Genomic DNA, 21,458 nt, shown 5'->3' with positions numbered 1-21,458 from the left:
GCGGCATGCCGATCACCGGAACCCTCAGCGCCGAGCAGCGCCGCAGCGAGCTGACCGCCCGGGTGGATGCGCACGGCGACGTCCGCATCGAGGAGGCCGCCCGGGAGCTGGGCGTCTCGGAGATGACGATCCGCCGCGACCTCGCGGCGCTCGAGGCGGCGGGCGAGATGCGCCGGGTGCGCGGGGGCGCCGTCCGCGCCAGCGGCCCGCGGCCCTTCGACGAGCGCCGCGAGAGCGGCCGCGCGGCGAAGACCCGCATCGCCCAGAAGACGCGGGACCTGGTCCCGGCCGCGGGCACCATCGCCTTCGACGCCTCGACCACGGTCGCCACGCTCGCGGGGATGCTGGGACCGCGGGAGGACCTCACCGTCCTCACCAATGCGATCCAGACCCTGTCCGCCCTGGTCGCCGTTCCCGGGGTGACCCCGCTGCTGCTGGGCGGGCAGCCGGACCCCCGCACCGGCAGCCTGGTGGGCCCGCTCGCCTGCCGCAGCGCCGGCGAGCTGTTCACCGAGCTGTTCGTGACCTCGAGCGGCGGCGTGGATCCCCGGGCCGGGGCGAGCGAGGCCTCCCTCGAGGAGGCCGAGGTCAAGCGCGTCCTCGCCGCCCGGGCCCGCCGCACCGTGCTGTGCGTGGACGCGGGCAAGCTGGGCGTCGCGGCCCTGGCCCGCTCCCTCGACCTCGAGGAGGTGGAGGTCCTGGTCACCGACCTGGATCCGGCCGATGCGGCCCTGGACCCCTACCGGGACCTGGTCGAGATCCTCTGACGCGGGCCCGCGTCTCGACCGGGCCGATCGGATCCTCCCGACCCCTTCCCTCCCGATGTTCTAAGTTGTAAACTCTCACACGATCGAACAATCGACCGTGCGCGTCCCCGACCGCAGTCAAGGAGTCCCCATGAGCGACGCCGCTCGCACCATCGCCGACCTCCTCCAGCGCTCCAACGCCCTGGGCTCGGACCCGGCGAACACCAACTACGCCGGCGGCAACACCTCCGCCAAGGGCACCGACCGCGACCCCGTCACCGGCGAGGACGTCGAGCTGCTGTGGGTCAAGGGCTCCGGCGGCGACCTCGGGACGCTGCAGGAGAAGGGCCTCGCGGTGCTGCGCCTGGACCGCGTGCGTGCCCTGCGGGAGGTGTACCCCGGCCTCGAGCGCGAGGACGAGATGGTCGCCGCCTTCGACCACTGCCTGTTCGGCAAGGGCGGCGCCGCCCCCTCGATCGACACCGCCATGCACGCCCTGGTCGACGCCGCGCACGTGGACCACCTCCACCCCGATGCCGGCATCGCCCTGGCCACCGCAGCCGACGGCGAGCGCCTGACCCGCGAGGTCTTCGGCGACGCCGTCGTGTGGGTGCCGTGGCGCCGCCCCGGCTTCCAGCTGGGCCTGGACATCGCCGCGATCAAGGAGGAGAACCCCCAGGCCATCGGCTGCATCCTGGGCGGGCACGGGATCACCGCCTGGGGCGAGACCTCGCAGCAGGCGCAGGAGAACTCCCTGCGGATCATCCGCGAGGCGCAGGCCTACCTGGATGCGCACGGCGCCGCCGAGCCCTTCGGCGCCCACGACGCGGCCCGCGCCGCCCTGCCCGAGGCCGAGCGCCGGGCGAAGGCCTCCGCCCTGTTCCCCGTGATCCGCGGCCTCGCCTCGACCGATGCGCCGATGGTGGGCCACTGGACCGACTCCGCGGACGTCCACGAGTTCCTCGCCTCCGAGAAGCTCGCCGCGCTCGCGGAGCTGGGCACCTCCTGCCCCGACCACTTCCTGCGCACCAAGGTCAAGCCGCTGGTCCTGGACCTGCCCGCCGATGCCTCGATCGAGGACTCCGTGGCCCGCCTGAAGGAGCTGCACGAGGCCTACCGCGCGGACTACACCGCCTACTACGAGCGCCACGCCGAGGCCGACTCCCCCGCGATCCGCGGCGCGGACCCGGCGATCGTCCTGGTCCCGGGCGTGGGCATGTTCTCCTTCGGCAAGGACAAGCAGACCGCGCGCGTGGCCGGCGAGTTCTACGTCAACGCCATCCACGTGATGCGCGGGGCGGAGTCCGTGTCGACTTACGCCCCCATCGACGAGGCGGAGAAGTTCCGCATCGAGTACTGGGCGCTGGAGGAGGCGAAGCTGCAGCGCATGCCCGCCGAGAAGCCGCTGGCCCGCCGCGTCGCCTTCGTCACCGGCGGCGGCTCCGGGATCGGGAAGGCGACCGCGGAGCGCCTGGTCGCCGAGGGCGCCCACGTCGTCATCGCCGACCTCAACCTCGAGAACGCGCAGAAGGTCGCCGAGGAGCTCGGCGGCCCGGACAGGGCCGCCGCGATCCGCGCCGACGTCTCCGACGAGCAGGCCGTGATCGACGCCGTCCACGAGGCGGTGCTGTTCTTCGGCGGGCTGGACCTCATCGTCAACAACGCCGGCCTGTCGCTGTCCAAGCCGCTGCTGGAGACCACCGCCAAGGACTGGGACCTCCAGCACGACGTCATGGCCCGCGGCTCCTTCCTCGTCTCCCGCGAGACGGCCCGCGTCATGCTCGACCAGGACATGGGCGGGGACATCATCTACATCTCCTCGAAGAACTCCGTGTTCGCCGGCCCCAACAACATCGCCTACTCGGCGACCAAGGCCGACCAGGCCCACCAGGTGCGCCTGCTCGCCGCCGAGCTCGGCGGGCACCAGATCCGCGTCAACGGCATCAACCCCGACGGGGTGGTGCGCGGCTCCGGGATCTTCGCCGGCGGCTGGGGCGCCTCCCGCGCCAAGGTGTACGGCGTCGAGGAGGAGAACCTCGGCGAGTTCTACGCGCAGCGCACCCTGCTCAAGCGCGAGGTGCTGCCGGAGAACGTCGCCAACGCCGTCTTCGCGCTGACGGCCGGGGACCTCTCGCACACGACCGGCCTGCACATCCCGGTGGACGCGGGCGTCGCGGCCGCCTTCCTGCGATGAGCGGCGCGGACGCCGCCGGGCCGGCAGCCGCATCCGCTGCGGCACCCGCATCGACCGAGGCAGCGGCATCGGCCGCGGCAGTCGCATCCGCCGAGGCGGCCCCATCGGCTGCGGCCGATGGGGCGGCGGCCGACCCCTCCCTCGCCGTCGCGGCCGTGGACCTCGGGGCGACCTCGGGCAGGGTCATGCTCGGCCTCGTCCGCCCGGGCGAGACCGCCCGCCTCGAGCTGCACGAGGCGCGGCGCTTCCCCAACGTCCTCGCCGAGCGCGACGGGCACCTGAGCTGGGACATCGACGCGCTGTGGGAGCAGATCCGGGAGGGTCTCCGCGCCGCCGGCGCCCTCGCCCGCGAGAGGGGGCTGGAGGGGATCTCCTCGATCGGCATCGACTCCTGGGCCGTGGACTACGCCCTCGTCGGGCCGGACGGCGCGCGCCGCGGCGAGGTGATCGCCTACCGCGACTCCCGCACCGACGGGGTCGCCGACCAGGTGGCGCGGATCGTCTCCCGCGAGCGGCAGTTCGCGCTGACCGGCATCGCCCAGCAGCCCTTCAACACGCTCTACCAGCTCGCGGCCGATGACCGCCTGGGCCGGCTGCCGGAGGGCTCGCAGCTGCTGATGGTCCCCGATCTCGTCGCCTTCCTGCTCACCGGGCAGCGGCGCACGGAGATCACCAACGCCTCGAGCACCGGCATGCTGGAGGCCGCCTCCCCCGCCTGGGCCACCGAGCTGCTCGCCGCCGCGGCCGGCGGCCGGGACGCAGCGGATGCGGCCGGAGCGGGCGGTACAGCCGGGGCGGACGGTCCGGCCGGAGCGGCCGGCTCGGCCGGGCTCGACGCCGGCCTGCTGGCCCCGCTCGTCGAGCCCGGCGAGCGGGTCGGCACCGTCCTGCCGGAGCTCGCGACGGAGCTGGGCATCGGCGAGGTGCCGGTGATCGCCGCGGCCTCGCACGACACCGCCTCGGCGGTGCTCGCGGTGCCGGCCGCGGCGGACGGCCCCGTCGCCTACATCTCCTCGGGGACGTGGTCGCTGATCGGCCTCGAGCTGTCCGCGCCGATCACGACCGAGGCCGCCCGCGAGGCCGGCTTCACCAACGAGCGCGGCGTGGACGGGACCTTCCGGTTCCTCAAGAACGTCGCCGGGATGTGGCTGGTCAGCGAGTCGATCCGGCAGTGGGAGGAGGACGGCGCCTCCGTCGAGCTGGACGGGCTGCTGGCCGCCGCGGCCGCGGTCCCCGGCGGGCGGTTCCGCATCGACCCGACCGATCCGCAGTTCCTCGCCCCCGGGCGCATGGCCGACCGCGTCACCGCGGCCGCCGAGGTGATCGGCGGCGAGGACGAGTTCCCGCGCTCTCCCGCGCAGCTGGTGCGCTGCATCCTCGAGTCCCTGGCCGAGACGTACCGCACCGAGCTGCACACCGCCTGCCGTCTGGCCCGTCAGCCGCTGCCGGAGCGCCTGCACGTCGTCGGCGGCGGCAGCCGCAACGCCCTGCTGAACCAGCTCACGGCCGATGCCCTCGGCATCGAGGTGGTGGCCGGCCCGATGGAGGCGACCGCGCTGGGCAACGTCGCGGTCCAGGCCCGCGCCCTCGGGGCCATCGGCTCTGCGCCGGGTGCGATGCGCGAGGCCGTGCGCGCGAGCGTCGACCTGGAGGTCTTCACGCCGAGCGCCTGATCGCGGCGCGGCCGCCGATCACCGCACGGCCGCGAACACGAACGGCCGCCCCAGAGCCTCGAGCCAGGCGATTGCCTGGCTCGAGGACCTCAGAGCGCCTTCCGTGTCCGCCCGCCCCGGCAACGCCCGCCGTGGACGGGACGGGGTCACCGCGCCGCCAGGTGCGGTCCCTGCGGCGGGCCGGACGGGATCACCGCCGGGAGCCGGGCGGGATCATTGCGGCGGGCCGGGCACGGAGGCCGTGTGCCGGCCGGGGCCGAGCACGGGGGCGCCGGCCCCCTCGCCGACCCGGCAGGTCATGCCCTCCGGGACCGTCACGGCGAGCTGCGTGAGACCCTCCGCGTCGGTGCGGGCGAGGACCTCCAGGCAGCCCGGCGGCAGCATCATGCGGGCGCGGATCTCCCCCATCGCGGCGGGCAGCTGCGGGACGAGGGCGACCTCGGAGCAGCCGGGGACCAGGGCCGTCAGGCCGAGGAAGGACTCGGCCACGAGGAACAGCGGGGAGGCCGCCCAGGGGTGGGCGCAGCTGACGTTGGGCTTGAGCCGCTCGCTCCAGGCCTCCATGGTCGCGCCGGCGCCCGCCTCGAGCATCGCCGTCCAGGATCGCTCTCCCGTCCCGACGAGGAGGGCGTGCGCCGCATCGGCCCGGCCGCCCAGGATCAGGGCGTCCAGCAGGTAGGGCGCCGCGTACACGCTCACCCGCATGCCGCGCCGGGCCAGGAAGTCGGCCGTGCGGCGGGTGCGCTCGGCGTCGGCCGCGCCCATGGACACGGCGAAGGCCCCGGCGTGGGAGCCGGCATGGGGAAGGGGCGCGCCGTCGGCGTCGAGGCCGTCGTGGTAGGTGCCCTGCGCCTCGTCCCACAGGTGCGCGCCGATGGCGGCGCGGAGGGCATCGGCGGTCTCGGCGTGGCGCCGGGCCCCGGGGTGCTCCAGCGCGGCGTCGATCCGCGCCATCGCGTCGATCGCCCCGAGGGCGACGGCGTTGACCACGGTGTTCACCGGACCGAAGAGGTAGCCGTCCCGCTCGGACGGGGGCCAGTCGACGATGTCGTGGTCGATCCGGCTGCTCGAGCCGTCGCTGCCGTGCCGCTTCCGCACCAGCCCGGTCGCGGGGTCGATCCATGCCAGGGGCAGCAGCTGCGCCAGCTGGTCGCGGCGGCGCGCGAGCGCCTCGCGGTCCCCGAAGCGCAGGTAGTGGTGCCAGGCCAGGAGCACCAGGTAGAACGGCCATTCGGTGGGCCAGGTGCGGCGGCGCAGCAGGTAGTCCAGCGCGTAGCCGGCGAAGGGCTCGTCCGTGCTCAGGGCGGCGTTCGCGCGGGCCTGGAGGTAGGCGTCGGCCTCGTAGGGCTCGCGCTCGCGGCTCCACGAGTCCACCAGCAGGTTCCCGTTGTTCTGCACCATGGTCCGGGTGCACAGGTCGAGGATCCGCTGCAGCGCCGGGTCGCTCGCGGTGTAGGTGCTCAGCTCCCCCAGGGGCAGCTCGTGGCCGAGGGCGCGGATCCCGGAGGCGTCGAAGCCCTCGGGCAGCCCGCTGATCTCGGCATAGCGGAACACCCTCCATCCCCAGGTGGCGACGGGGCCCTGCCGCCCGGTGAGCTCCCAGCGGTCCTCGTAGTGGTTGCCGGTGGACAGGCGCGAGCGCACCCGGCCGTCGGCGTCGAGCATCTCCCCGAAGCGCAGGGTGAGGTCGCAGGCCTCCGGCACGCCCTCGAGGGCGAGGCCGCCGACGACCGTCCCGCCCAGGTCCAGGGCGAGCGTGCCGTCGGCGAGCCGCCGCGAGGAGATGGGCCGATGCATCACGGCGCGCACGGGACGGGCCGGGTTCACCGCCAGCGGGGCCAGGGAGGGCCGCAGGACGGGGGCGTCCCAGGCGGAGTCGTCGAAGCCGGGCAGGTCGAAGCCGTGCGGGTACGCGGGCGCCCGCAGATGCTCGCGCGGGGCCGAGAAGTAGCCGGTGCCGATGCTGCCGGCCGGCGGGTAGGCGGCGTCCCCGGCGAGGGCGCGCCAGCTGCCGTCGGTGAGGATCCGGTGCACCGCGCCGCCCGAGAGGACGACCTCCAGCTCGAGCTGGACGCGCTGGTCGGCGCTGGTGCAGGCGATGATGCCGAGGGCGTTGGCCCCCGGGCGCACGGCCGCGGCGGCATCGAGCACCTCGACCCGATGCTCCTGCGCGATGGCGCGCACGGGACCGAGGCCCAGCTCCTGGCCGTTCAGGCGCACCCGCGCCACGAACTGCCGGGCCGGCTCGGCCGATGCGGCGGCCAGGCGCACCGTCGCCGAGCGGACCGCCTGATCGGCGGGGAGGTCGAACCCGCGGCGCAGGAAGGCCCACTGGGCCTGCGGCGGCAGCAGGCCGCGGGAGCGCTCGGCGAGGTGGAGCACCCCGTCCTCGTCGCGCTCCCCGCTGGCAGGGCGGTCCCAGGGGGTGCCGTCCCCGGCCAGCAGGGCGCCCTCGCCGTCGCGGGCGCAGAACCGCAGGATCTGGGCGCGGGCGCGGCCCGGGCAGCCGATGCCCACGGCCCCGTGCGCGAGCGTCCCGTCGCGCGCCTCGAGGATCACCGTCCCGCCGACCTCGAGGGTGAGGCGGTCGCCGCGGGCGGCGAGGCGGACGGTCTCCTCGGCGCGGTCCTCGAGCGGCCACTCCCCCGTGGCCAGCGGCGTCTCGACGCCGGCCTGCAGCAGGACGAGGCTCGCCCGGCCGGCCTCGGGGTCGACGGTCGCGACGTACGCGGTGCCGGCATCGGCCGCGCGCACCAGCAGCTGGAACCGGCGGGCGCCGTCGGTGTCCATGCCGGCTCCGACCACGGGCCGCGCGCCGTCCTGGCGGATCGCGTCGCGGCGCACGGTCGCCTCGAGCACCACGTCCCTCCAGGGGACCGGAGCCGCGGGGGCCCAGATCGCGGCGGCCTCGGCGAGATGCCCGAGGGAGGGATCGGCGGACGGGCCGGCGTCGGCGGCGACGGGCATGGGGGACCTCCTGGTCCGGTGGGGTTCGGGCTGGTCCGGTGGGGTGCGGGCCGCGGCTCGGCCGTCGGGCGGCCGGCGCGGCGTGCGGTGGGGTCAGCGCCCGTCGGTCTCCATCGGGTCCTTCGCCTCCGGGTCGGTGGAGCGGCGCACCACGAGCTCGGGGCGGAAGGTCACGTGGCGGTGCACGTGCTCGTCGCCGTAGGCGACCTCCTCCTCGAGCAGGGCGTAGGCGGTGCGGCCCATCATCTCGGCGGCCTGGGCGACGGAGCTGAGCGGGACGATGGTGCTGCGCGAGAAGGCGATGTCGTCGTAGCCGATCAGCGCGACATCCTCGGGCATGCGGATGCGGTCCTCGAAGGCGAAGGCCTGCATCACGCCGGCGGCGACGAGGTCGTTGACGCAGAACACGCCGTCGGGCCGCTTCCGCGCTGGGCGGGCGGCGATCGCGGAGCCGGCCGCCCGGCCGGCGAGGACGGTGAGGTCATCGGCCTCGATGATCTCCAGGCTCGCGCCCTCGACGGCGTCCACCGCGGCCCGGGCCCCGGCGATGCGGGCCTCGACCTGGCGCAGCTCGAGCTTCGCGGCGACCACGGCGATGCGCCGCCGGCCCGTCTGCAGCAGGTGCGCGACGGCCATGCGGCCCCCCGCGCGGTCGTCGGTGGAGACGGAGCAGAAGGAGTCCTCGTGCTCATCGGTCTCCATGAGGATGATCGGGGTGCCGCGGTCATGGATGGCGCGCACCAGGTCCTCGGTCCCGCCGCGGGAGGCCAGCAGGATGCCCCGCACCCGCTGCTCCTCGAACAGCGACAGCTGCAGGCGCTCCCGCTCGACGCGATGGCCCGAGTTCCCGGTGAGCACGCCGATGCCGGAGGATTCCGCCGCCATCTCCGCGCCGGCGGCGAGCTGGGCGTAGAACGGGTTGGAGATGTCCAGGACGATGCACCCGACGGTCTGGGAGCGGCCCGCCTTCAGCTGCCGGGCCGCGTCGTTGCGCACGTAGCCGAGCTCCGCGATCGCCGCCTCCACGGCCGAGCGCCGGGCCGGGGAGACGATGTCGGGCCGGTTCAGGACGTTGGAGACCGTGCCGATGGACACGCCGGCGGCGCGGGCCACGTCCTTGATGCTTGCCATGTCGGGCATGCTCCTTCGCTGGTCAGGGTTGCCTGGAGCCTATCGGCCCGGGCGGCGCTCCGCGGCGGCTCCGCTCAGCCCAGGGCCGCCTCGGCCTCGGCGACCGCGGCCGCGCTCGCGGTCGCCGGGTCCGCGCGGCCGAAGACGACGTCCTCCATCGCGCGCTGCACCGCATCGCCGACGGCGCTGCCGCCCGGCGGGGTGATGTGCGGCGGGTCGCCCAGCTCCTCGGCGATGGCCGCGATGAAGTCCGCCGCCTTCGCATCGGAGGCCCCGAGCTCCCCCGCGATCGCCTCCCGCACGTCGAGGTTGGCGGGCACGCCGCGCTCGGCCAGCAGGATCCTCCCGGCATCGGGAGAGTTGACCAGCCAGTCCACGAGGGCCACGGCGGCATCCTGGTTCGAGGAGCTCGCCGAGACGGAGAAGTACATCGAGGCCTTGTACCAGAGCTGGGCATCAGCCGCCGAGCCGGTCATCGACGGCATCCGCAGGGGGACGACGGTCCCGTCCAGCGGCCCGTCGAGGGTGACGATCTGGTTGGACCACTGCGACTGCAGCGCGCACCGGCCGACCGCGAACAGGGACTGGTCGACCGTCTGCCCGGACTCCTCGACGGCGACGTCCGCCGGCGGGGCGGCGCCGGTGTCCTGCAGGCGCAGGGCGAGCTCCATCCACTGCTGGAGGTGCTCGGCGGTGAAGCCGATCCCCTCGTCGGAGAACCTCTGCGCGCCGAGCTGGCGCAGGAAGACGCTCAGCGGCGGATCGCCCTGGATGCCGAGCTGCTGCACGCCGTAGGTGCCGTCCTCGGTGCCCTCCGTGATGCGGGAGGCGAGGTCGACGAGCTCGTCCCACGTCCAGGTGGAGTCGTCGGGCATCTCCACGCCGGCCGCCTCGAACACGGCCGGGTTCGCCAGCAGCACGGGGGCGTTGATCCCCGCGTTGATCGCGAACAGCCCGCCGTCGACCGTGCCGGCATCCAGCGCCGCCGGGTCGAAGGCCGAGGTCTCGAGGTCGGTCCCCGAGAGGTCCAGCAGCACGTCGCGGCTGGCGTACTCGGCCAGGTACCCCTCGTCCATCTGGATGATGTCGGGGATGTCGCCGCCGGCGATCTGGGTGGCGAGCCGGTCCCAGTAGCCGCCCCAGTCGGTGGGCTCGGCCGAGACGCTCACGCCGTCGTGCTGCTCGAGGTACAGCTCGAGGGCCTGGTTCGTGAGCGCATCGCGCTTCTCGTTGCCCCACCACGCGAAGCGGAGGGAGCCGTCGCCGCCCTCGCCGTCGCCGCCTCCGGACCGGTTCGGCCCGCAGGCGGAGAGGGCGAGCAGGGCGGGCGGGACCGCGAGGGCGGCGCGGCGCGGGAGTCGGGAGGTGGGCAGGGGGCGGGGATGGGCCGGCATCTGTTCTCCTTCGAACGGCGGGTGCGGCGCTTCGAGCCTAGTCACAGCGTTTTGAAACGTGCAAGAGCCGTCCCTCGCGCCGCCTCCGGGCGGAGCCGTCGTCGATCAGCCTCTTCTCCTCCGGCCGATCTCCTCGGCACCGCCCTGCGGCGACGCTCGTCCCTCGCGCCGCCTCCGGGCGGAGCCGTCGTCGATCAGCCCTTGACCGCTCCCGAGGTCATGCCGGCGACGATCTGGCGGTTGAAGAACAGGAAGACCAGCAGCGGCGGGATGGTGATGAGCAGGATGTCCATGAACAGCAGGTTCCACTGCGTGGAGTACTGGCTCAGGAAGTTGTACAGCGTCAGCTGCACGGTCGCGTTCTCGTCGCCGGGCAGGAAGTACAGCGGGTGGACGAAGTCGTTGAACACGGCCACCGACTGCACCACGATCACGGTCACCACGGTCGGCTTCAGCAGCGGCAGGATCACCTGGAAGAACAGACGCAGCGGCCCGCAGCCGTCGATGATCGCGGCCTCGTCCAGCTCCCGCGGGACGGTGCTCACGAACGCGCGGAACAGCAGGACGCAGAACGCGAGCCCGTAGGTGATCTCGATGAGGATCAGGCCGGGGAGGGTCTTGAACAGCCCCAGGCTCTGCAGCACCCAGATCGTCGGCACCACGGCCGGCGGCACGATCAGCCCCATCAGCACCATCGCGTTGACCAGCCCGTTCACCCGGCTGCTGCGGCGCTGGAGGACGAACCCGACCATCGCGGCGACCACGACCATCGCCGCCACCGAGGTCACGGTGAGGATCGTCGAGTTGATCATCGCGGTGACGAGCATGTAGTCCCGGGCCGCGAACACCTCCTGCAGGTTCTCCAGCAGATGGAAGGAGGTGGGCATCGACAGGTCGAGCTTCGCCGATTCCTGCCGGTCCTTCACCGCATTGTTGATCACCAGCGCGAACGGCACGACGAAGACCACGAAGAAGACGAGGAACGTCAGCGCGCTGACGACGTTGACACGGACCTGATGCCTCATTGCTCGACCTCCGCCTTGCGCATGAAGTAGTTCAGCGGCAGCACGATCGCCATGACCACGATGAACATGACCACGTTCCCGGCGGTGGAGAGCCCGTAGAACCCGGCCTGGTACTGCTTGTAGACGACGGACGCGAGGACGTCGGAGGCGAATCCCGGGCCGCCCTTGGTCATCGCCCAGATGAGGTCAAAGGACCGCAGGCCGCCGATCAGCGACAGCGTGATCACCGTGAACGTCGCCGGCCGCGCCAGCGGCAGGGTGATGTGCCAGAAGGAGCTGGCGGCGCTGGAGCCGTCGACCTTCGCGGCCTCGTAGTACTCGACCGGGATCGCGGTGATGCCGGCCATGTAGATGACCGTGGCCAGGCCCACGCCCTTCCAGATGTCCACCAGCGCCACCGAGATCAGCGCGAGCTGGGGGTTCGCGAGCCACTTCGGGCCCTCGATCCCCACGATCGACAGGGCGCTGTTGATGAGCCCCTCGGTCGGATGCATCATCGTCGTGAACATGATGCCGACGCCGATGGTCGAGACCAGCACGGGGAAGAACACCATCGAGCGCAGCAGGCCGCGGGCCCGTATCTGCGAGGTCAGCAGCAGGCCCAGCGCCATGCCGAGCACGACCTTCGCCCCGCTGGTGAGGAAGGCGTACACGACCGTGTTGCGCAGGGAGCCGATCATCTGCGGCTCGCTGAGGAACTGCGCGTAGTTCTTCAGGCCGATGAACTCCCAGTCGAACAGCGACCAGCGCGTCAGGCTGAAGAAGAACGACGCGAAGGTCGGCACCACGAAGAACACGAGGAAGAGCACCGCGGCGGGCAGGTAGTACCACAGCGGGTAGCTGCGGTGCAGGTAGCTGCGGGCCCGGCGCCGCGGCGGCGATGCGGCCGTGAGCGCGGCCGGGGCGGCTGTCGTCGCCATCGGATCACCAGCCCTCCAGGCCCAGCTGCTGGGCCTGCTTCTCGACGTCCTTGTCGTAGTTCTGGGCGGCGGTCTTCGCATCGATGGAGCCGGTGCCCAGCTCGATGAGGATGTTCTCGAGGTTCGGCCCCTTGATCGGGGAGAGGAACTCGAGCGCGGGGGTGGTGGCGCCCTCGGTGTCGAAGTAGACCTGCAGGTCCTTGGTCGCGGTGGGGACCTCGGCGGGCAGGTCGACGTCGGTGACCATGTAGGGGCCGGTCGGCGGGGCCTCCGCGGCGAGGATGTCCAGGCCCTCCTGGGAGGTCACGAATTCGATGAAGGCCAGGGCGGCGTCGGGGTTCTCCGCGAAGGCGGGGACGTACATCCCGCTGGGCAGCCAGATGGTCAGGCCGTTCTTCGCGGCGTCCTCGCCCGGGATGGCGAAGAACCCGAGGTCCTCGACGAGGTCGGGGGTGCTCGCGGCGATCTCCGCGACGGCGCTGGAGAGGATCGGGTAGTGGGCGCCCTCGCCGGCGGCGACGTACCCGATGGCCTGCTGGTACGTGGCCGAGACGTAGTCCTCGTTGATGAAGTCGGAGCTGCACACCTCGGCGGTGTGCTCGAAGCCGCGCAGGGCGTTGGGATCGGTCGCGAAGCCGATCTGGTGGGCCGTGTACTGCTCGGCGAAGTCGGGGTTGTTGGCCGCGACGTTGTGGAAGTCGCCGAGCACCAGCAGCTGCGAGGTCCAGGTGTCGCCGAAGCTCTGGATGATGCCGGTGACGCCCTCGGCGTGGGCGGCCTGGCAGTTGGCGATGAAGTCGTCCCAGGTCCGCGGGATCTCCAGGCCCAGCTTCTCGTAGGTGGGGCGGTGGTACATGATGCCGCCGGCGGAGGCGCCGCCGTAGGGCGCGCCGTACACCTTGTCCTCCGCGGAGACGGCCGGCACGAAGCTCTCCTGCAGACGGGAGACCCACGGCTGGTCGGAGAGGTCCGTGAGGTTCTGGGTGGGGCGGATGGCCTGGAACAGGGAGCCCGAGTTGTAGACGAAGACGTCCGGCATGTCCTGCGTGGACAGGCGGGTCTTGACGAGGTTGTCGCCCTCGGTGCCGCCGGGTCGCGTGTCGACGGAGAAGGTGTACTCCTCCTGCGAGGAGTTGAACGCCTCGGTGAGCGCCTCCGCCCCGGCCACGGCGCTGGGATCGTTGTCGATCAGGAAGGTGACCCCTCCGCCGCCGCCACCGCCGCGGCTGCAGCCGGTGATCGCGATGACGGAGGCTGCCGCGGCGCTCGCGCCGAGGAAAGAGCGTCGGTTCATGAACATGGTCGGTCGTCCCCACTTCGTTGTCGGGTCGCGTCCCGTCCGGGTCGGAGGGACTGAGGGAGGAACGTCGTTGAAACGCTCCAAGCATGACGAGAGTAGGCCCGGGTGCGGCGGCTGTCAACGACGCGACACCGCTTCGTGACCTCCCGAAATCCCGGGACAGCCTGGGGAAACGCTTACCGGCAGGCCAGCCGGGGGTGCCGCGGGCGCGGCCCGGGATGACCGACCCCGGGCCGGGCGCCCGCCAGGGCCCGGGCGAGGCCCCGAGGCCTTCACCGGCATGCTTGTCGCCCTCCGCAGCGGCGTGCTAGCTTCCGGTTGATTCGTTTCACGCCCTGGCACCCGGTGGCTCGATCCGCCGCCGCACCCGGGACCGCCCCGCCGGCGCATCCGTGCCCGGCTCCCACCGACGCATTCCGCCGCGACGCCGCCGTCGCGGCTCCCGCACCATCCCTCGACCATCACCGAACCAGAGGTGCTCTCCATGACCACGACCCCCGCCCCCGCTCTCTCCGTCCTGGACTCCGCGACCGCCATCTGCGCGCCGGAGTCCCTCCCCCGCGCCGTCACCGACGTGCATGCCTTCCTGCGCACCGTCGACCTGGACTCCCCGGCCGACCAGGTCGAGAGCGCCGAGCTGCTCGCGACCGCGCACGGCGTCTACGAGGCGAGCATCGACGGGACGCCCGTGAGCGAGGCCGTCCTGAGCCCGGGGTGGACCGTCTACGAGACGCGGCTGCAGGTCCAGCGCTTCGACGTGACCGCGCTGGTGCGCGCCGCGGGCGACCGGCTGGAGGTGCGCGTCGTCCTCGCCGGAGGCTGGTGGCGCGGCGACTTCGGCTTCGCCGGCGCCCAGGCCAACTACGGGGACTCCACCGCCTTCCTCGGCGCCCTGGTCATCACCTATCGCGACGGCAGCAGGCAGACCGTGACGACCGACGAGACCTGGGGAGCGACCACCACCGCGATCGAGTCCGCGAGCATCTACGGCGGCCAGCGCGAGGACCGCCGCCGCGAGGCCCCGGCGCCGGTGCCCGCCGCCGTCGGCGACATCGACCGCGGCACGCTCATCGAGCAGTCCTCCCCGCTGATCCTGCGCCACGAGGCCCGCGCCCCCGAGAAGATCTGGACCTCCCCCTCGGGCAGGACCCTGGTCGACTTCGGCCAGAACCTGGTGGGGTGGCTGCGGCTGACGGTCACCGGGCCCGCCGGCACCGAGATCACGCTGCGCCACGCCGAGGTGCTCGAGCACGAGGAGCTGGGCACGCGCCCGCTGCGCGGAGCCGCCGCCACCGACACGATCGTGCTGGCCGGCGAGGCCGACGGGGAGACCTTCGAGCCGACCTTCACCTTCCACGGCTTCCGCTACGCCGAGATCACCGGCTGGCCCGGGGAGCTGGACCCCGGCGCGATCGAGGCCGTGGTCGTGCACTCCGACATCCCCCGCACCGGATGGTTCGAGTCCTCCCACGCCGGCGTGAACCAGCTGGTCTCCAACTCCGTGTGGTCCCAGCGCGGCAACTTCCTGGCGGTGCCCACCGACTGCCCGCAGCGCGACGAGCGCCTGGGCTGGACCGGGGACATCGCCGCCTACGCCGCGACCTCCGCCTTCCAGTTCGACGTGAAGTCGTTCCTGCACACCTGGCTGATCGACCTGGCGGCCGAGACCCGCCTGAACCCCGAGGGCTACGTCCCCTTCGTCATCCCCGACATCCTCAAGTACGCCGCCTTCGATCCCGGCTCGGATGTCGAGGCGGCGGAGGCGTGGAAGGGAGCGACCGCCGTCTGGGGCGATGCCGCCGTCTGGGTGGCCGAGGCGCTGTGGACCGCGTACGGCGACCTCGACCAGCTGCGCGAGCAGTACCCCGGCATGGTGCTGCACCTGGAGTCGGTCGAGAAGGCCCTCTCCCCCACGGGGCTGTGGGACACCGGGTTCCAGTTCGGCGACTGGCTGGACCCCGATGCGTCCCCGCATGCGCCGGCCGATGCGAAGGCCGACAAGGGCGTGGTCGCCACCGCCTGCCTGATCCGCTCCGCCCGCTTCGCGGCCCGCACCGCGGAGCTCATCGGCGAGCCGGCCGATGCTCAGCGCTGGCAGCAGCTGGCCGACCGCACCCGCGAGGCGTTCCTGTCCGCGTACGTCTCCGAGGACGGCACCGTCCTGTCCGACTGCGCGACGGTGTACTCCCTGGCCATCGCCTTCGACATCCTCCCCGAGGAGCTGCGCGAGAAGTCCGCGGCACGGCTCAGCGAGGTCGTGCGCGCGGCCGGCTACCGGGTCTCCACCGGTTTCGCGGGCACGCCCTTCGTCACCTGGGCGCTATCGGAGACGGGGCATGTCGAGGATGCGTACCGCCTGCTGCTGGAGGAGGGGAACCCGTCCTGGCTCTACCCCGTCTCCATGGGGGCGACGACGATCTGGGAGCGCTGGGACTCCATGCTCGAGGACGGATCCATCAACCCCGGCGAGATGACGAGCTTCAACCACTACGCCCTCGGCGCGGTGGCCGACTGGATCTACCAGGTGGTCCTCGGGATCCGCCCCGCCGCCCCGGGCTACTCGCAGATCCTCGTCCAGCCCACCCCGGGGCCGGGCCTCGACTGGGCGCGCGGCGCCTACGAGTCGGCCGTCGGGCGCATCGAGGTGGCCTGGCGCACCGTCGACGGCCCGTTCCAGCTCGAGGTGGCCATCCCCGAGGGCGCGAGCGCGACGGTCGTCCTGCCCGACGGCACCACGCACGAGGTCGGCGCGGGGACGCACGAGTTCTGATCGGCCGCCACGGGCCCTGCTCCTCGATCCCGAGGGGCGGGGCCCGCGGCATGTCCGGCGGCGGCGGGTGTGCCCGGGACGCCGGCGTCGGCCGATCTCGGCGGCCGCAGTGAGTCCGGCGGCCGCGGTGATCCCGATGCCCGCGGCAGGGGCGGCATGCCGGGTCAGACCGGGAGGCGCACCTCCAGCACCGGGGACTCCCGCAGACCCACCGCGTGCTCGTCGAGGGCGCGGTCGAGGTCCTGCAGCGTGAAGCGGTCCCCGGAGGCGCGCCGCGCGCCGGCGACCGTCTCGTCGAGGTGCGGGTCGGCGGCGAGCGCCGCGGCCGCCGTCCCGTGGACCTCCAGACGCAGGGTGCTGGTGCCCGCGCGCAGATGCTCGGTGAGATCGAGGCGGAAGGGAGCATCCCACAGCACCCCGACCTGGACCCCGTCCAGGCGGACGACGGCGATCTCGCGCACGGGCCCGTGGACCTCGGCGCGGTAGCCGTGGGCATCCGCGGGGGCGGGCGCGGGCGTGCAGGGGCCCAGGTCCAGGACGACGCCCGCCCCGGGCCGCAGCCAGGCCGGGTCGATCTCGAGAGCTGCCTCGTGGACGTGCTCGGCGACCTCGGTGAGGCGCAGGCCGACCCGCTCTCTCCGGTGCGCGACGGGCGCCGTGTCGCCGGTGTCCGGGCGGGCCGGGGCGAGGGTCTCGGCCCTCGCCGCGGCGTTCTCCACGGCATCGGCGCCGGCCAGCACGATCGCTGCGTAGGGGTGCAGCTCCACGGCGCTCAGGTCGACGGGGCGCCGGTGCCCGGTGGCCGGGTCCCAGGCCTCGTAGGCGGCGTGCTCGTCGCGCGGCCGCAGCGAAAGGGTGCGCGTGCGGGGGCCGGTGTTGGCGACGAAGTAGACGTCGCCGTCCTCCAGGCGGCGGTGGACGACGCCGATCTCCCCTCCGTCGCCGTCGAGGGCGAGGTCCGGGGCGAGCGCCGCGTGCAGGGCGGCGGCGAGGCCGCCCTCCGGGACGTGTGCGGTCGCGAGCTCTGCCATCGGCTGCGGGCCCTCGGCGGGGCCGGCCGGCGGTGTCGTGCCGGAGGCCGCGACCGCCAGGACGGCGCCGCCGGCGGCGCGTATCGCCGCGATCCGGTGCGCGGTGTCCGCCGGAAGGCGGCGGGTGCCGGGAAGGACGAGGATCGGGACCTCGGCGGGGTCGAGGGTCTCCAGGGCGCGGTCGTCGACGAGGTCGAGGTCGTAGCCGTTCTCGCGGATCGCGGCGGGGATGTCCGGTCCGATGCGGGCGGCGACGGCGCGCCACAGGTCCAGCGGCCCCGGGTTCTCGACGCGCACGTCGTCGGCCGGGACGTAGATCTTCACGTCGGCGACGCCGCGGCCCTGGCGCAGCAGCCAGCACAGGCCCGTGAGGTACCGGGTCAGCTCCGGCATCGCCGGCCACCAGGGGTTGCGGTCGTCCAGGGCGCCGGCGGCGTAGAACACCCAGCCGAGGCCGGGGGCGTCGGGCGGCGAGTACGGCCAGCCGTGGCCGACGAAGTGGGTCGAGCCGAGCAGCAGGTGCTCGTGCGCCTCGCCCTTGAGGTCCAGCGGAGTCGCCCGGAAGGACGGCGAGTGCACCCAGGTCCAGATCTCGGTGGAGACGTCGTCCCGCCCGTCGAGGTGGGCGGCGGAGGTGGCCCATCGGGTCTGCGGGAGGCCCTTCCAGCCCACCCCCTCGCCCTCGATGAGGTCGACGAGCCGGTTGGTGCTCAGCTCGATGGGCGGCTCGCCGTAGCCCTGCAGGCGGAAGCGGACCCCGTGCTCGCGGGCCCATTCCTGGCAGGTGGCCACGAAGCCGTCCTCGACGAGCTCGCTGCGCGTGCGGCCGAGGTCGATGCGCAGGCGGGCCGGGTCGACGTCCGCGCCCTCGCCGGTGATCCGTGCGCCGTCCAGGACCAGCGGCAGCACCGGGAGGAGGTCGTAGCCGCGGCGCCGCCGGAACTCCTCGGGCAGGCGCGGCGTCCAGTCGGCGCCGTAGACCTCGAGGCTGTCGCTGAACACGGATCCGATGAGCTCTGCGGGGACGGCGTCCAGCAGCGCCGTCCCGACGACGTCGAGGTGACGGCGGGTCGCCGCGGCGCTGAAGTGGTCCAGCACGGGCCCCTCGGCTCCCGCGGCGGCCCGCTTGACCTGCTGGCCCGTGGGGCGCGACCAGGCCAGCAGGACGCGGCGCGGCCCGCGGCCCGGCGGGATGGTGAGCGTGCCGCCGGTGCGGGGCAGCAGCTGCCAGTCGGCGGCGTCGGCGCCCTCCCCGAGGTAGGCGGCCACCAGCTCGTCCCCGGGCCAGCCCCCGTCCAGCGGCACGGCGAGGCTCTCGAGGCCGATGTCCCGGCGCTCCCAGTGCAGCCGGCGCGCGGCATGCTCGGGGCCGATGTGCCCGCCGCCGTAGGACCAGCCGCTGCCGAGTGTCACGTCGAAACGCAGCCCCAGCTCCCGGGCGGTGCGGGCCGCATGGGCGAGGGCCTCGCGATGGGCCGGCGAGAGGAAGGGGGTGGTCGTCTCCCGCAGCGGGTAGACGAAGGCGACCTCGGCGCCGCCGATCCCGGCCGCGGCCATGGCCCGCAGCTCGCGGTCGATCTCGGCGTGCTCGACCTCGGGCCCGAACCACCACCAGCGCATCATCGGCCGCGCGGAGGGGTCCGGGTCCGCGAGGCCGGCCCGGGCCTGGGCGAGGGTCACCGCGCGAGCAGGCATGCCACCTCGTCCCGCAGCACCCCGCGCAGCCAGGCGTCCGCGGGGAGGTCCTCGCCGAACACCTCGCGGACCCCGAGGAGGTTCTCGACGATCGCCCCGGCGTCGGTGCGGCCTCGGGCCAGTTGCGCGAGACGGTCCGCGATCGGGTCGTCCAGGGGGAGGTCGGAGGCCACGTAGGCCATCCAGGCGGCGACGCCGCGGGCGGCGGCCAGCGGCTCGGCGCCCGCGGTGCGACGGTCGCGGATCGTGCCGAGCAGCCGCAGCGGCAGCTTCTGGGAGCCGTCCATGGCGATCTGCACGGTGCGGTGCGCGAGCGCCGGGTTCGCGAAGCGCTCGAGCACGGTCTCCCCGTAGGCGACGAGGTCGGTGCCGTCGGGGGCGGTGAGCGTGGGGATGACGTCCTGCGCGATGAGGTCGCGGGCGGCCTGCAGCACCTGCGGGTCCGCGACGGACTCGGCGATGGTCTCGTGGCCGCGCAGCGCGCCGAGATAGGCGAGGGTCGAGTGGGCTCCGTTGAGGGTGCGCAGCTTCATCAGCTCGAAGGGCGCGACGTCCGCGGTGAGCTGGGCGCCGCCCTGCTCCCAGGCGGGCCGCTCCCCGGCGAAGGAGTCCTCGACGACCCACTGCAGGAAGGGTTCGGCGACCACCAGGCCGGCGTCCTCCAGGCCCAGGATGGCGCGGCCCTCGGTGCGGTCGGCGTCGGTGGTGGCGGGGACGATCCGGTCGACCATCGTGGACGGGAAGCGGACGTGGGCGTCCAGGAAGGCGGTGAGCTCCTCGGCCTCGGCGGCGGGGAGGGCCTCGGCGAAGTCCCGCACCAGACGCTCCAGGACCTCGCCGTTGGCGGTGAGGTTGTCGCAGCACACGACGGTGATCGGGGCGCCGCCGGCGCGGGCGCGGCCCTGCAGGCCGCGGGCCAGCCGCCCGACGGCGGAGGCCGGTGCGGCCCCTGCTCCCCCGGCGATGTCGGCGGCCACCAGCGGGTCGGACAGGTCCAGGCGGCCGTCGGCGCGGCGCCGGTAGCCCTTCTCGGTGACGGTGAGGGTGATGATCCGCAGGGCCGGGTCCGCCAGCAGCGCATCCAGCCGGTCCTGCTGCTCGGCGGGGAAGATCACCTCCCGGACGGCGCTGATGACCTGGGCCTTCGCCCCGGCGGGCGACTTCTCCAGGACCGTGTAGAGGCCGTCCTGGGGGGCGAGCTGGCGGCGCACGGAGTCCGAGCGCTGCGTGACGCCGGTGATCCACCACGAATCGTCGCCGGTGGCCTCCATCGCCGCCTGCGTGATGACCGCCTGGTGGGCGCGGTGGAAGGCGCCGATGCCGAAGTGGACGATCCCGGAGGGCGCGCCGTCGGCCGGCAGGTGCGAGGGCAGGACGAGGTCCTCCCGCGGGGTGAGGGTCGGCAGGGAGGTGCGGTCCAGTCGGGTCATGGGCTCGTGTGCTCCTGGAGCTCGGGGAGGGGGCTCGCGGGCGAGGAGGTCCCTCGCTCGGGATCGGGAAGGGAGATGCGCAGCTCGCCGTCGGGGCGGGCCTCGTCGATGCGGAGGGGGGCACGGGAGGTGCTGGCGCGCAGGACCAGCTCGGTCCCCAGGCGGATCGCCCCGCCGGTGCCGCCGGCGATGATCTCGCCCAGCAGGTCCACCGCCGTGCGCCCGGCCTCGCGGCGGGGCATGCGCACCGTGGACAGGGCGGGCCGGGCCATCGCGGAGAACTCGATGTCGTCCCACCCGATGACGCTGACGTCCCTCGGGACGTCCAGCCCGAAGGTGCGCAGGCGGTCCATCAGCCCTAGCGCCATCAGGTCGTTGTAGACGATCGCGGCGCCGAGCCGGAGGGCCAGCAGCTCCTCGGCGGCCGCGGCGCCGCCGGCGGCATCGGGCTTCCGCGCACCCAGCGGGACGACCTCGAGGCCGATCCGCGGGGCCAGCTCCGCGAGGCTGCGGCGGCGCCGGTCGTCGGAGCTGGAGGTCGCCGGGCCGCCCACGTACCCGATCCGGGTGTGGCCGAGGGCGTGGAGATGCCGCAGGGCGGCCTCGACGCCGGGCCCCGGGTCGAGCACGACCGACGGCAGCTGCCCGTGCTCGCGGTTGACCAGCACCGTGCGGGTGAGCGAGGCGGCCTGGCCGAGCTCGTCCTCGTCCATCCGGCTCGAGCAGAGGATCACCCCGTCGACCTGCGGGGCGAGGGTGCGCACCAGCGGGAGCTCCTCGGCGGGGGACTCGTCGGTGTCGGCCAGCAGCAGCTGCAGACCGAGCTCGCGGGCGCGGGCCTGAGCGCCCTTGACCACGGCCGGGAAGAACGGGTTCAGCAGGTCCGGGACGATGAGGCCCAGGGTCGCCGTGCGCCCCGTGCTCAGCGCCCGGGCGGTGCGGTTGGGGGTGTAGGCCAGCGCCGCCGCGGCCGCCCGGACCCGTTCCCGGGTGGCCTCGCCGATGCGCTCGGACCCCTGCAGGGCCCGCGAGGCGGTCGCGACCGACACCCCGGCGCGGGCGGCCACGTCTCGCAGCGTCGTCGCCATGGGGCCTCCTCGTCGGCTCGCTCGCGCGGATGCGTCATCCGGTGCATCGTCGGGTCCCGGACGGGATCCGCAAACGTTTGCACCGCCTCCATCT

General features: G+C 73.8%; 13 protein-coding genes. 4 read left to right on the top strand and 9 right to left on the bottom strand.

The features are described 5' to 3' along the window. Positions 1-5: 5 nt before the first annotated feature. The 3 genes from BF93_RS03305 (at position 6) to BF93_RS03295 (ending at position 4,613) form a co-directional block, all read left to right on the top strand. The gene (locus BF93_RS03305) at positions 6-767 is read left to right on the top strand and encodes a DeoR/GlpR family DNA-binding transcription regulator (protein ID WP_038370651.1); all 762 of its coding nucleotides are present in this window, start codon (positions 6-8) and stop codon (positions 765-767) included. Positions 768-897: 130 nt separating this feature from the next. Further along, complete coding sequence (locus tag BF93_RS03300) at positions 898-2,940, top strand: bifunctional rhamnulose-1-phosphate aldolase/short-chain dehydrogenase (protein WP_038370650.1); 2,043 nt, start codon at positions 898-900, stop codon at positions 2,938-2,940. After that, complete coding sequence (locus tag BF93_RS03295; protein WP_084148223.1) at positions 2,937-4,613, top strand: rhamnulokinase; 1,677 nt, start codon at positions 2,937-2,939, stop codon at positions 4,611-4,613. The genes BF93_RS03300 and BF93_RS03295 overlap by 4 nt, the downstream gene beginning before the upstream one ends. Before the next feature lie 213 nt (positions 4,614-4,826). Here BF93_RS03295 and BF93_RS03290 read toward each other — a convergent pair whose 3' ends face one another. The 6 genes from BF93_RS03290 to BF93_RS03265 all read right to left on the bottom strand — a co-directional run bounded on the left by BF93_RS03290 (position 4,827) and on the right by BF93_RS03265 (position 13,344). Continuing rightward, complete coding sequence (locus BF93_RS03290) at positions 4,827-7,580, bottom strand: family 78 glycoside hydrolase catalytic domain (protein ID WP_038370649.1); 2,754 nt, start codon at positions 7,578-7,580, stop codon at positions 4,827-4,829. A gap of 93 nt (positions 7,581-7,673) precedes the next feature. Further along, positions 7,674-8,711 (bottom strand): LacI family DNA-binding transcriptional regulator, encoded by a 1,038-nt coding sequence (locus BF93_RS03285; protein ID WP_198025333.1) that lies wholly within the window; start codon positions 8,709-8,711, stop codon positions 7,674-7,676. 74 nt (positions 8,712-8,785) lie between these two features. After that, entirely contained in the window at positions 8,786-10,105 is a 1,320-nt protein-coding gene (locus tag BF93_RS03280; protein ID WP_038370648.1) for an ABC transporter substrate-binding protein, read from the bottom strand. Positions 10,106-10,299: 194 nt separating this feature from the next. Further along, a complete protein-coding gene (locus BF93_RS03275) occupies positions 10,300-11,130 on the bottom strand; it encodes a carbohydrate ABC transporter permease (protein ID WP_038370647.1) in 831 nt (276 codons plus the stop codon). Further along, a complete protein-coding gene (locus BF93_RS03270; protein ID WP_038370646.1) occupies positions 11,127-12,050 on the bottom strand; it encodes a carbohydrate ABC transporter permease in 924 nt (307 codons plus the stop codon). Before BF93_RS03270 ends, BF93_RS03275 begins: the two co-directional genes overlap by 4 nt. A 4-nt stretch (positions 12,051-12,054) precedes the next feature. Next, positions 12,055-13,344, bottom strand: coding sequence for an ABC transporter substrate-binding protein (locus BF93_RS03265; RefSeq protein WP_232226176.1), 1,290 nt, complete (start codon positions 13,342-13,344; stop codon positions 12,055-12,057). Between the two features lie 490 nt (positions 13,345-13,834). On the opposite strand from BF93_RS03265, the gene BF93_RS03260 reads away from it, so the two are divergent. Then, on the top strand, positions 13,835-16,120 hold the full coding sequence (locus BF93_RS03260; protein WP_051486473.1) for a family 78 glycoside hydrolase catalytic domain: 2,286 nt from the start codon (positions 13,835-13,837) through the stop codon (positions 16,118-16,120). 164 nt (positions 16,121-16,284) lie between these two features. Here BF93_RS03260 and BF93_RS03255 read toward each other — a convergent pair whose 3' ends face one another. From BF93_RS03255 to BF93_RS03245, 3 genes are read right to left on the bottom strand one after another with little or no spacing between them, the layout of a single operon-like run. Then, complete coding sequence (locus tag BF93_RS03255; protein WP_038370644.1) at positions 16,285-18,846, bottom strand: glycosyl hydrolase; 2,562 nt, start codon at positions 18,844-18,846, stop codon at positions 16,285-16,287. Next, complete coding sequence (locus tag BF93_RS03250) at positions 18,828-20,276, bottom strand: mannitol dehydrogenase family protein (RefSeq protein ID WP_038370643.1); 1,449 nt, start codon at positions 20,274-20,276, stop codon at positions 18,828-18,830. Before BF93_RS03250 ends, BF93_RS03255 begins: the two co-directional genes overlap by 19 nt. Then, positions 20,273-21,364, bottom strand: coding sequence for a LacI family DNA-binding transcriptional regulator (locus tag BF93_RS03245; protein ID WP_084148222.1), 1,092 nt, complete (start codon positions 21,362-21,364; stop codon positions 20,273-20,275). Before BF93_RS03245 ends, BF93_RS03250 begins: the two co-directional genes overlap by 4 nt. Positions 21,365-21,458 lie beyond the last annotated feature (94 nt).

The sequence above is a fragment of the Brachybacterium phenoliresistens genome, assembly GCF_000576425.1.
Lineage (GTDB): Bacteria > Actinomycetota > Actinomycetes > Actinomycetales > Dermabacteraceae > Brachybacterium > Brachybacterium phenoliresistens.
This window is presented reverse-complemented; position numbering and strand designations above follow the sequence as displayed.

What these genes read in the sequence shown, in the direction of transcription:
- BF93_RS03290 (WP_038370649.1), bottom strand. Translation starts at nt 7,580, where the DNA reads ATGCCCGTCGCCGCCGACGCCGGCCCGTCCGCCGATCCCTCCCTCGGG.
- BF93_RS03250 (WP_038370643.1), bottom strand. Translation starts at nt 20,276, where the DNA reads ATGACCCGACTGGACCGCACCTCCCTGCCGACCCTCACCCCGCGGGAG.
- BF93_RS03305 (WP_038370651.1), top strand. Translation starts at nt 6, where the DNA reads ATGCCGATCACCGGAACCCTCAGCGCCGAGCAGCGCCGCAGCGAGCTG.
- BF93_RS03285 (WP_198025333.1), bottom strand. Translation starts at nt 8,711, where the DNA reads ATGGCAAGCATCAAGGACGTGGCCCGCGCCGCCGGCGTGTCCATCGGC.
- BF93_RS03300 (WP_038370650.1), top strand. Translation starts at nt 898, where the DNA reads ATGAGCGACGCCGCTCGCACCATCGCCGACCTCCTCCAGCGCTCCAAC.
- BF93_RS03280 (WP_038370648.1), bottom strand. Translation starts at nt 10,105, where the DNA reads ATGCCGGCCCATCCCCGCCCCCTGCCCACCTCCCGACTCCCGCGCCGC.
- BF93_RS03295 (WP_084148223.1), top strand. Translation starts at nt 2,937, where the DNA reads ATGAGCGGCGCGGACGCCGCCGGGCCGGCAGCCGCATCCGCTGCGGCA.
- BF93_RS03265 (WP_232226176.1), bottom strand. Translation starts at nt 13,344, where the DNA reads ATGAACCGACGCTCTTTCCTCGGCGCGAGCGCCGCGGCAGCCTCCGTC.
- BF93_RS03260 (WP_051486473.1), top strand. Translation starts at nt 13,835, where the DNA reads ATGACCACGACCCCCGCCCCCGCTCTCTCCGTCCTGGACTCCGCGACC.
- BF93_RS03255 (WP_038370644.1), bottom strand. Translation starts at nt 18,846, where the DNA reads ATGCCTGCTCGCGCGGTGACCCTCGCCCAGGCCCGGGCCGGCCTCGCG.
- BF93_RS03245 (WP_084148222.1), bottom strand. Translation starts at nt 21,364, where the DNA reads ATGGCGACGACGCTGCGAGACGTGGCCGCCCGCGCCGGGGTGTCGGTC.
- BF93_RS03270 (WP_038370646.1), bottom strand. Translation starts at nt 12,050, where the DNA reads ATGGCGACGACAGCCGCCCCGGCCGCGCTCACGGCCGCATCGCCGCCG.
- BF93_RS03275 (WP_038370647.1), bottom strand. Translation starts at nt 11,130, where the DNA reads ATGAGGCATCAGGTCCGTGTCAACGTCGTCAGCGCGCTGACGTTCCTC.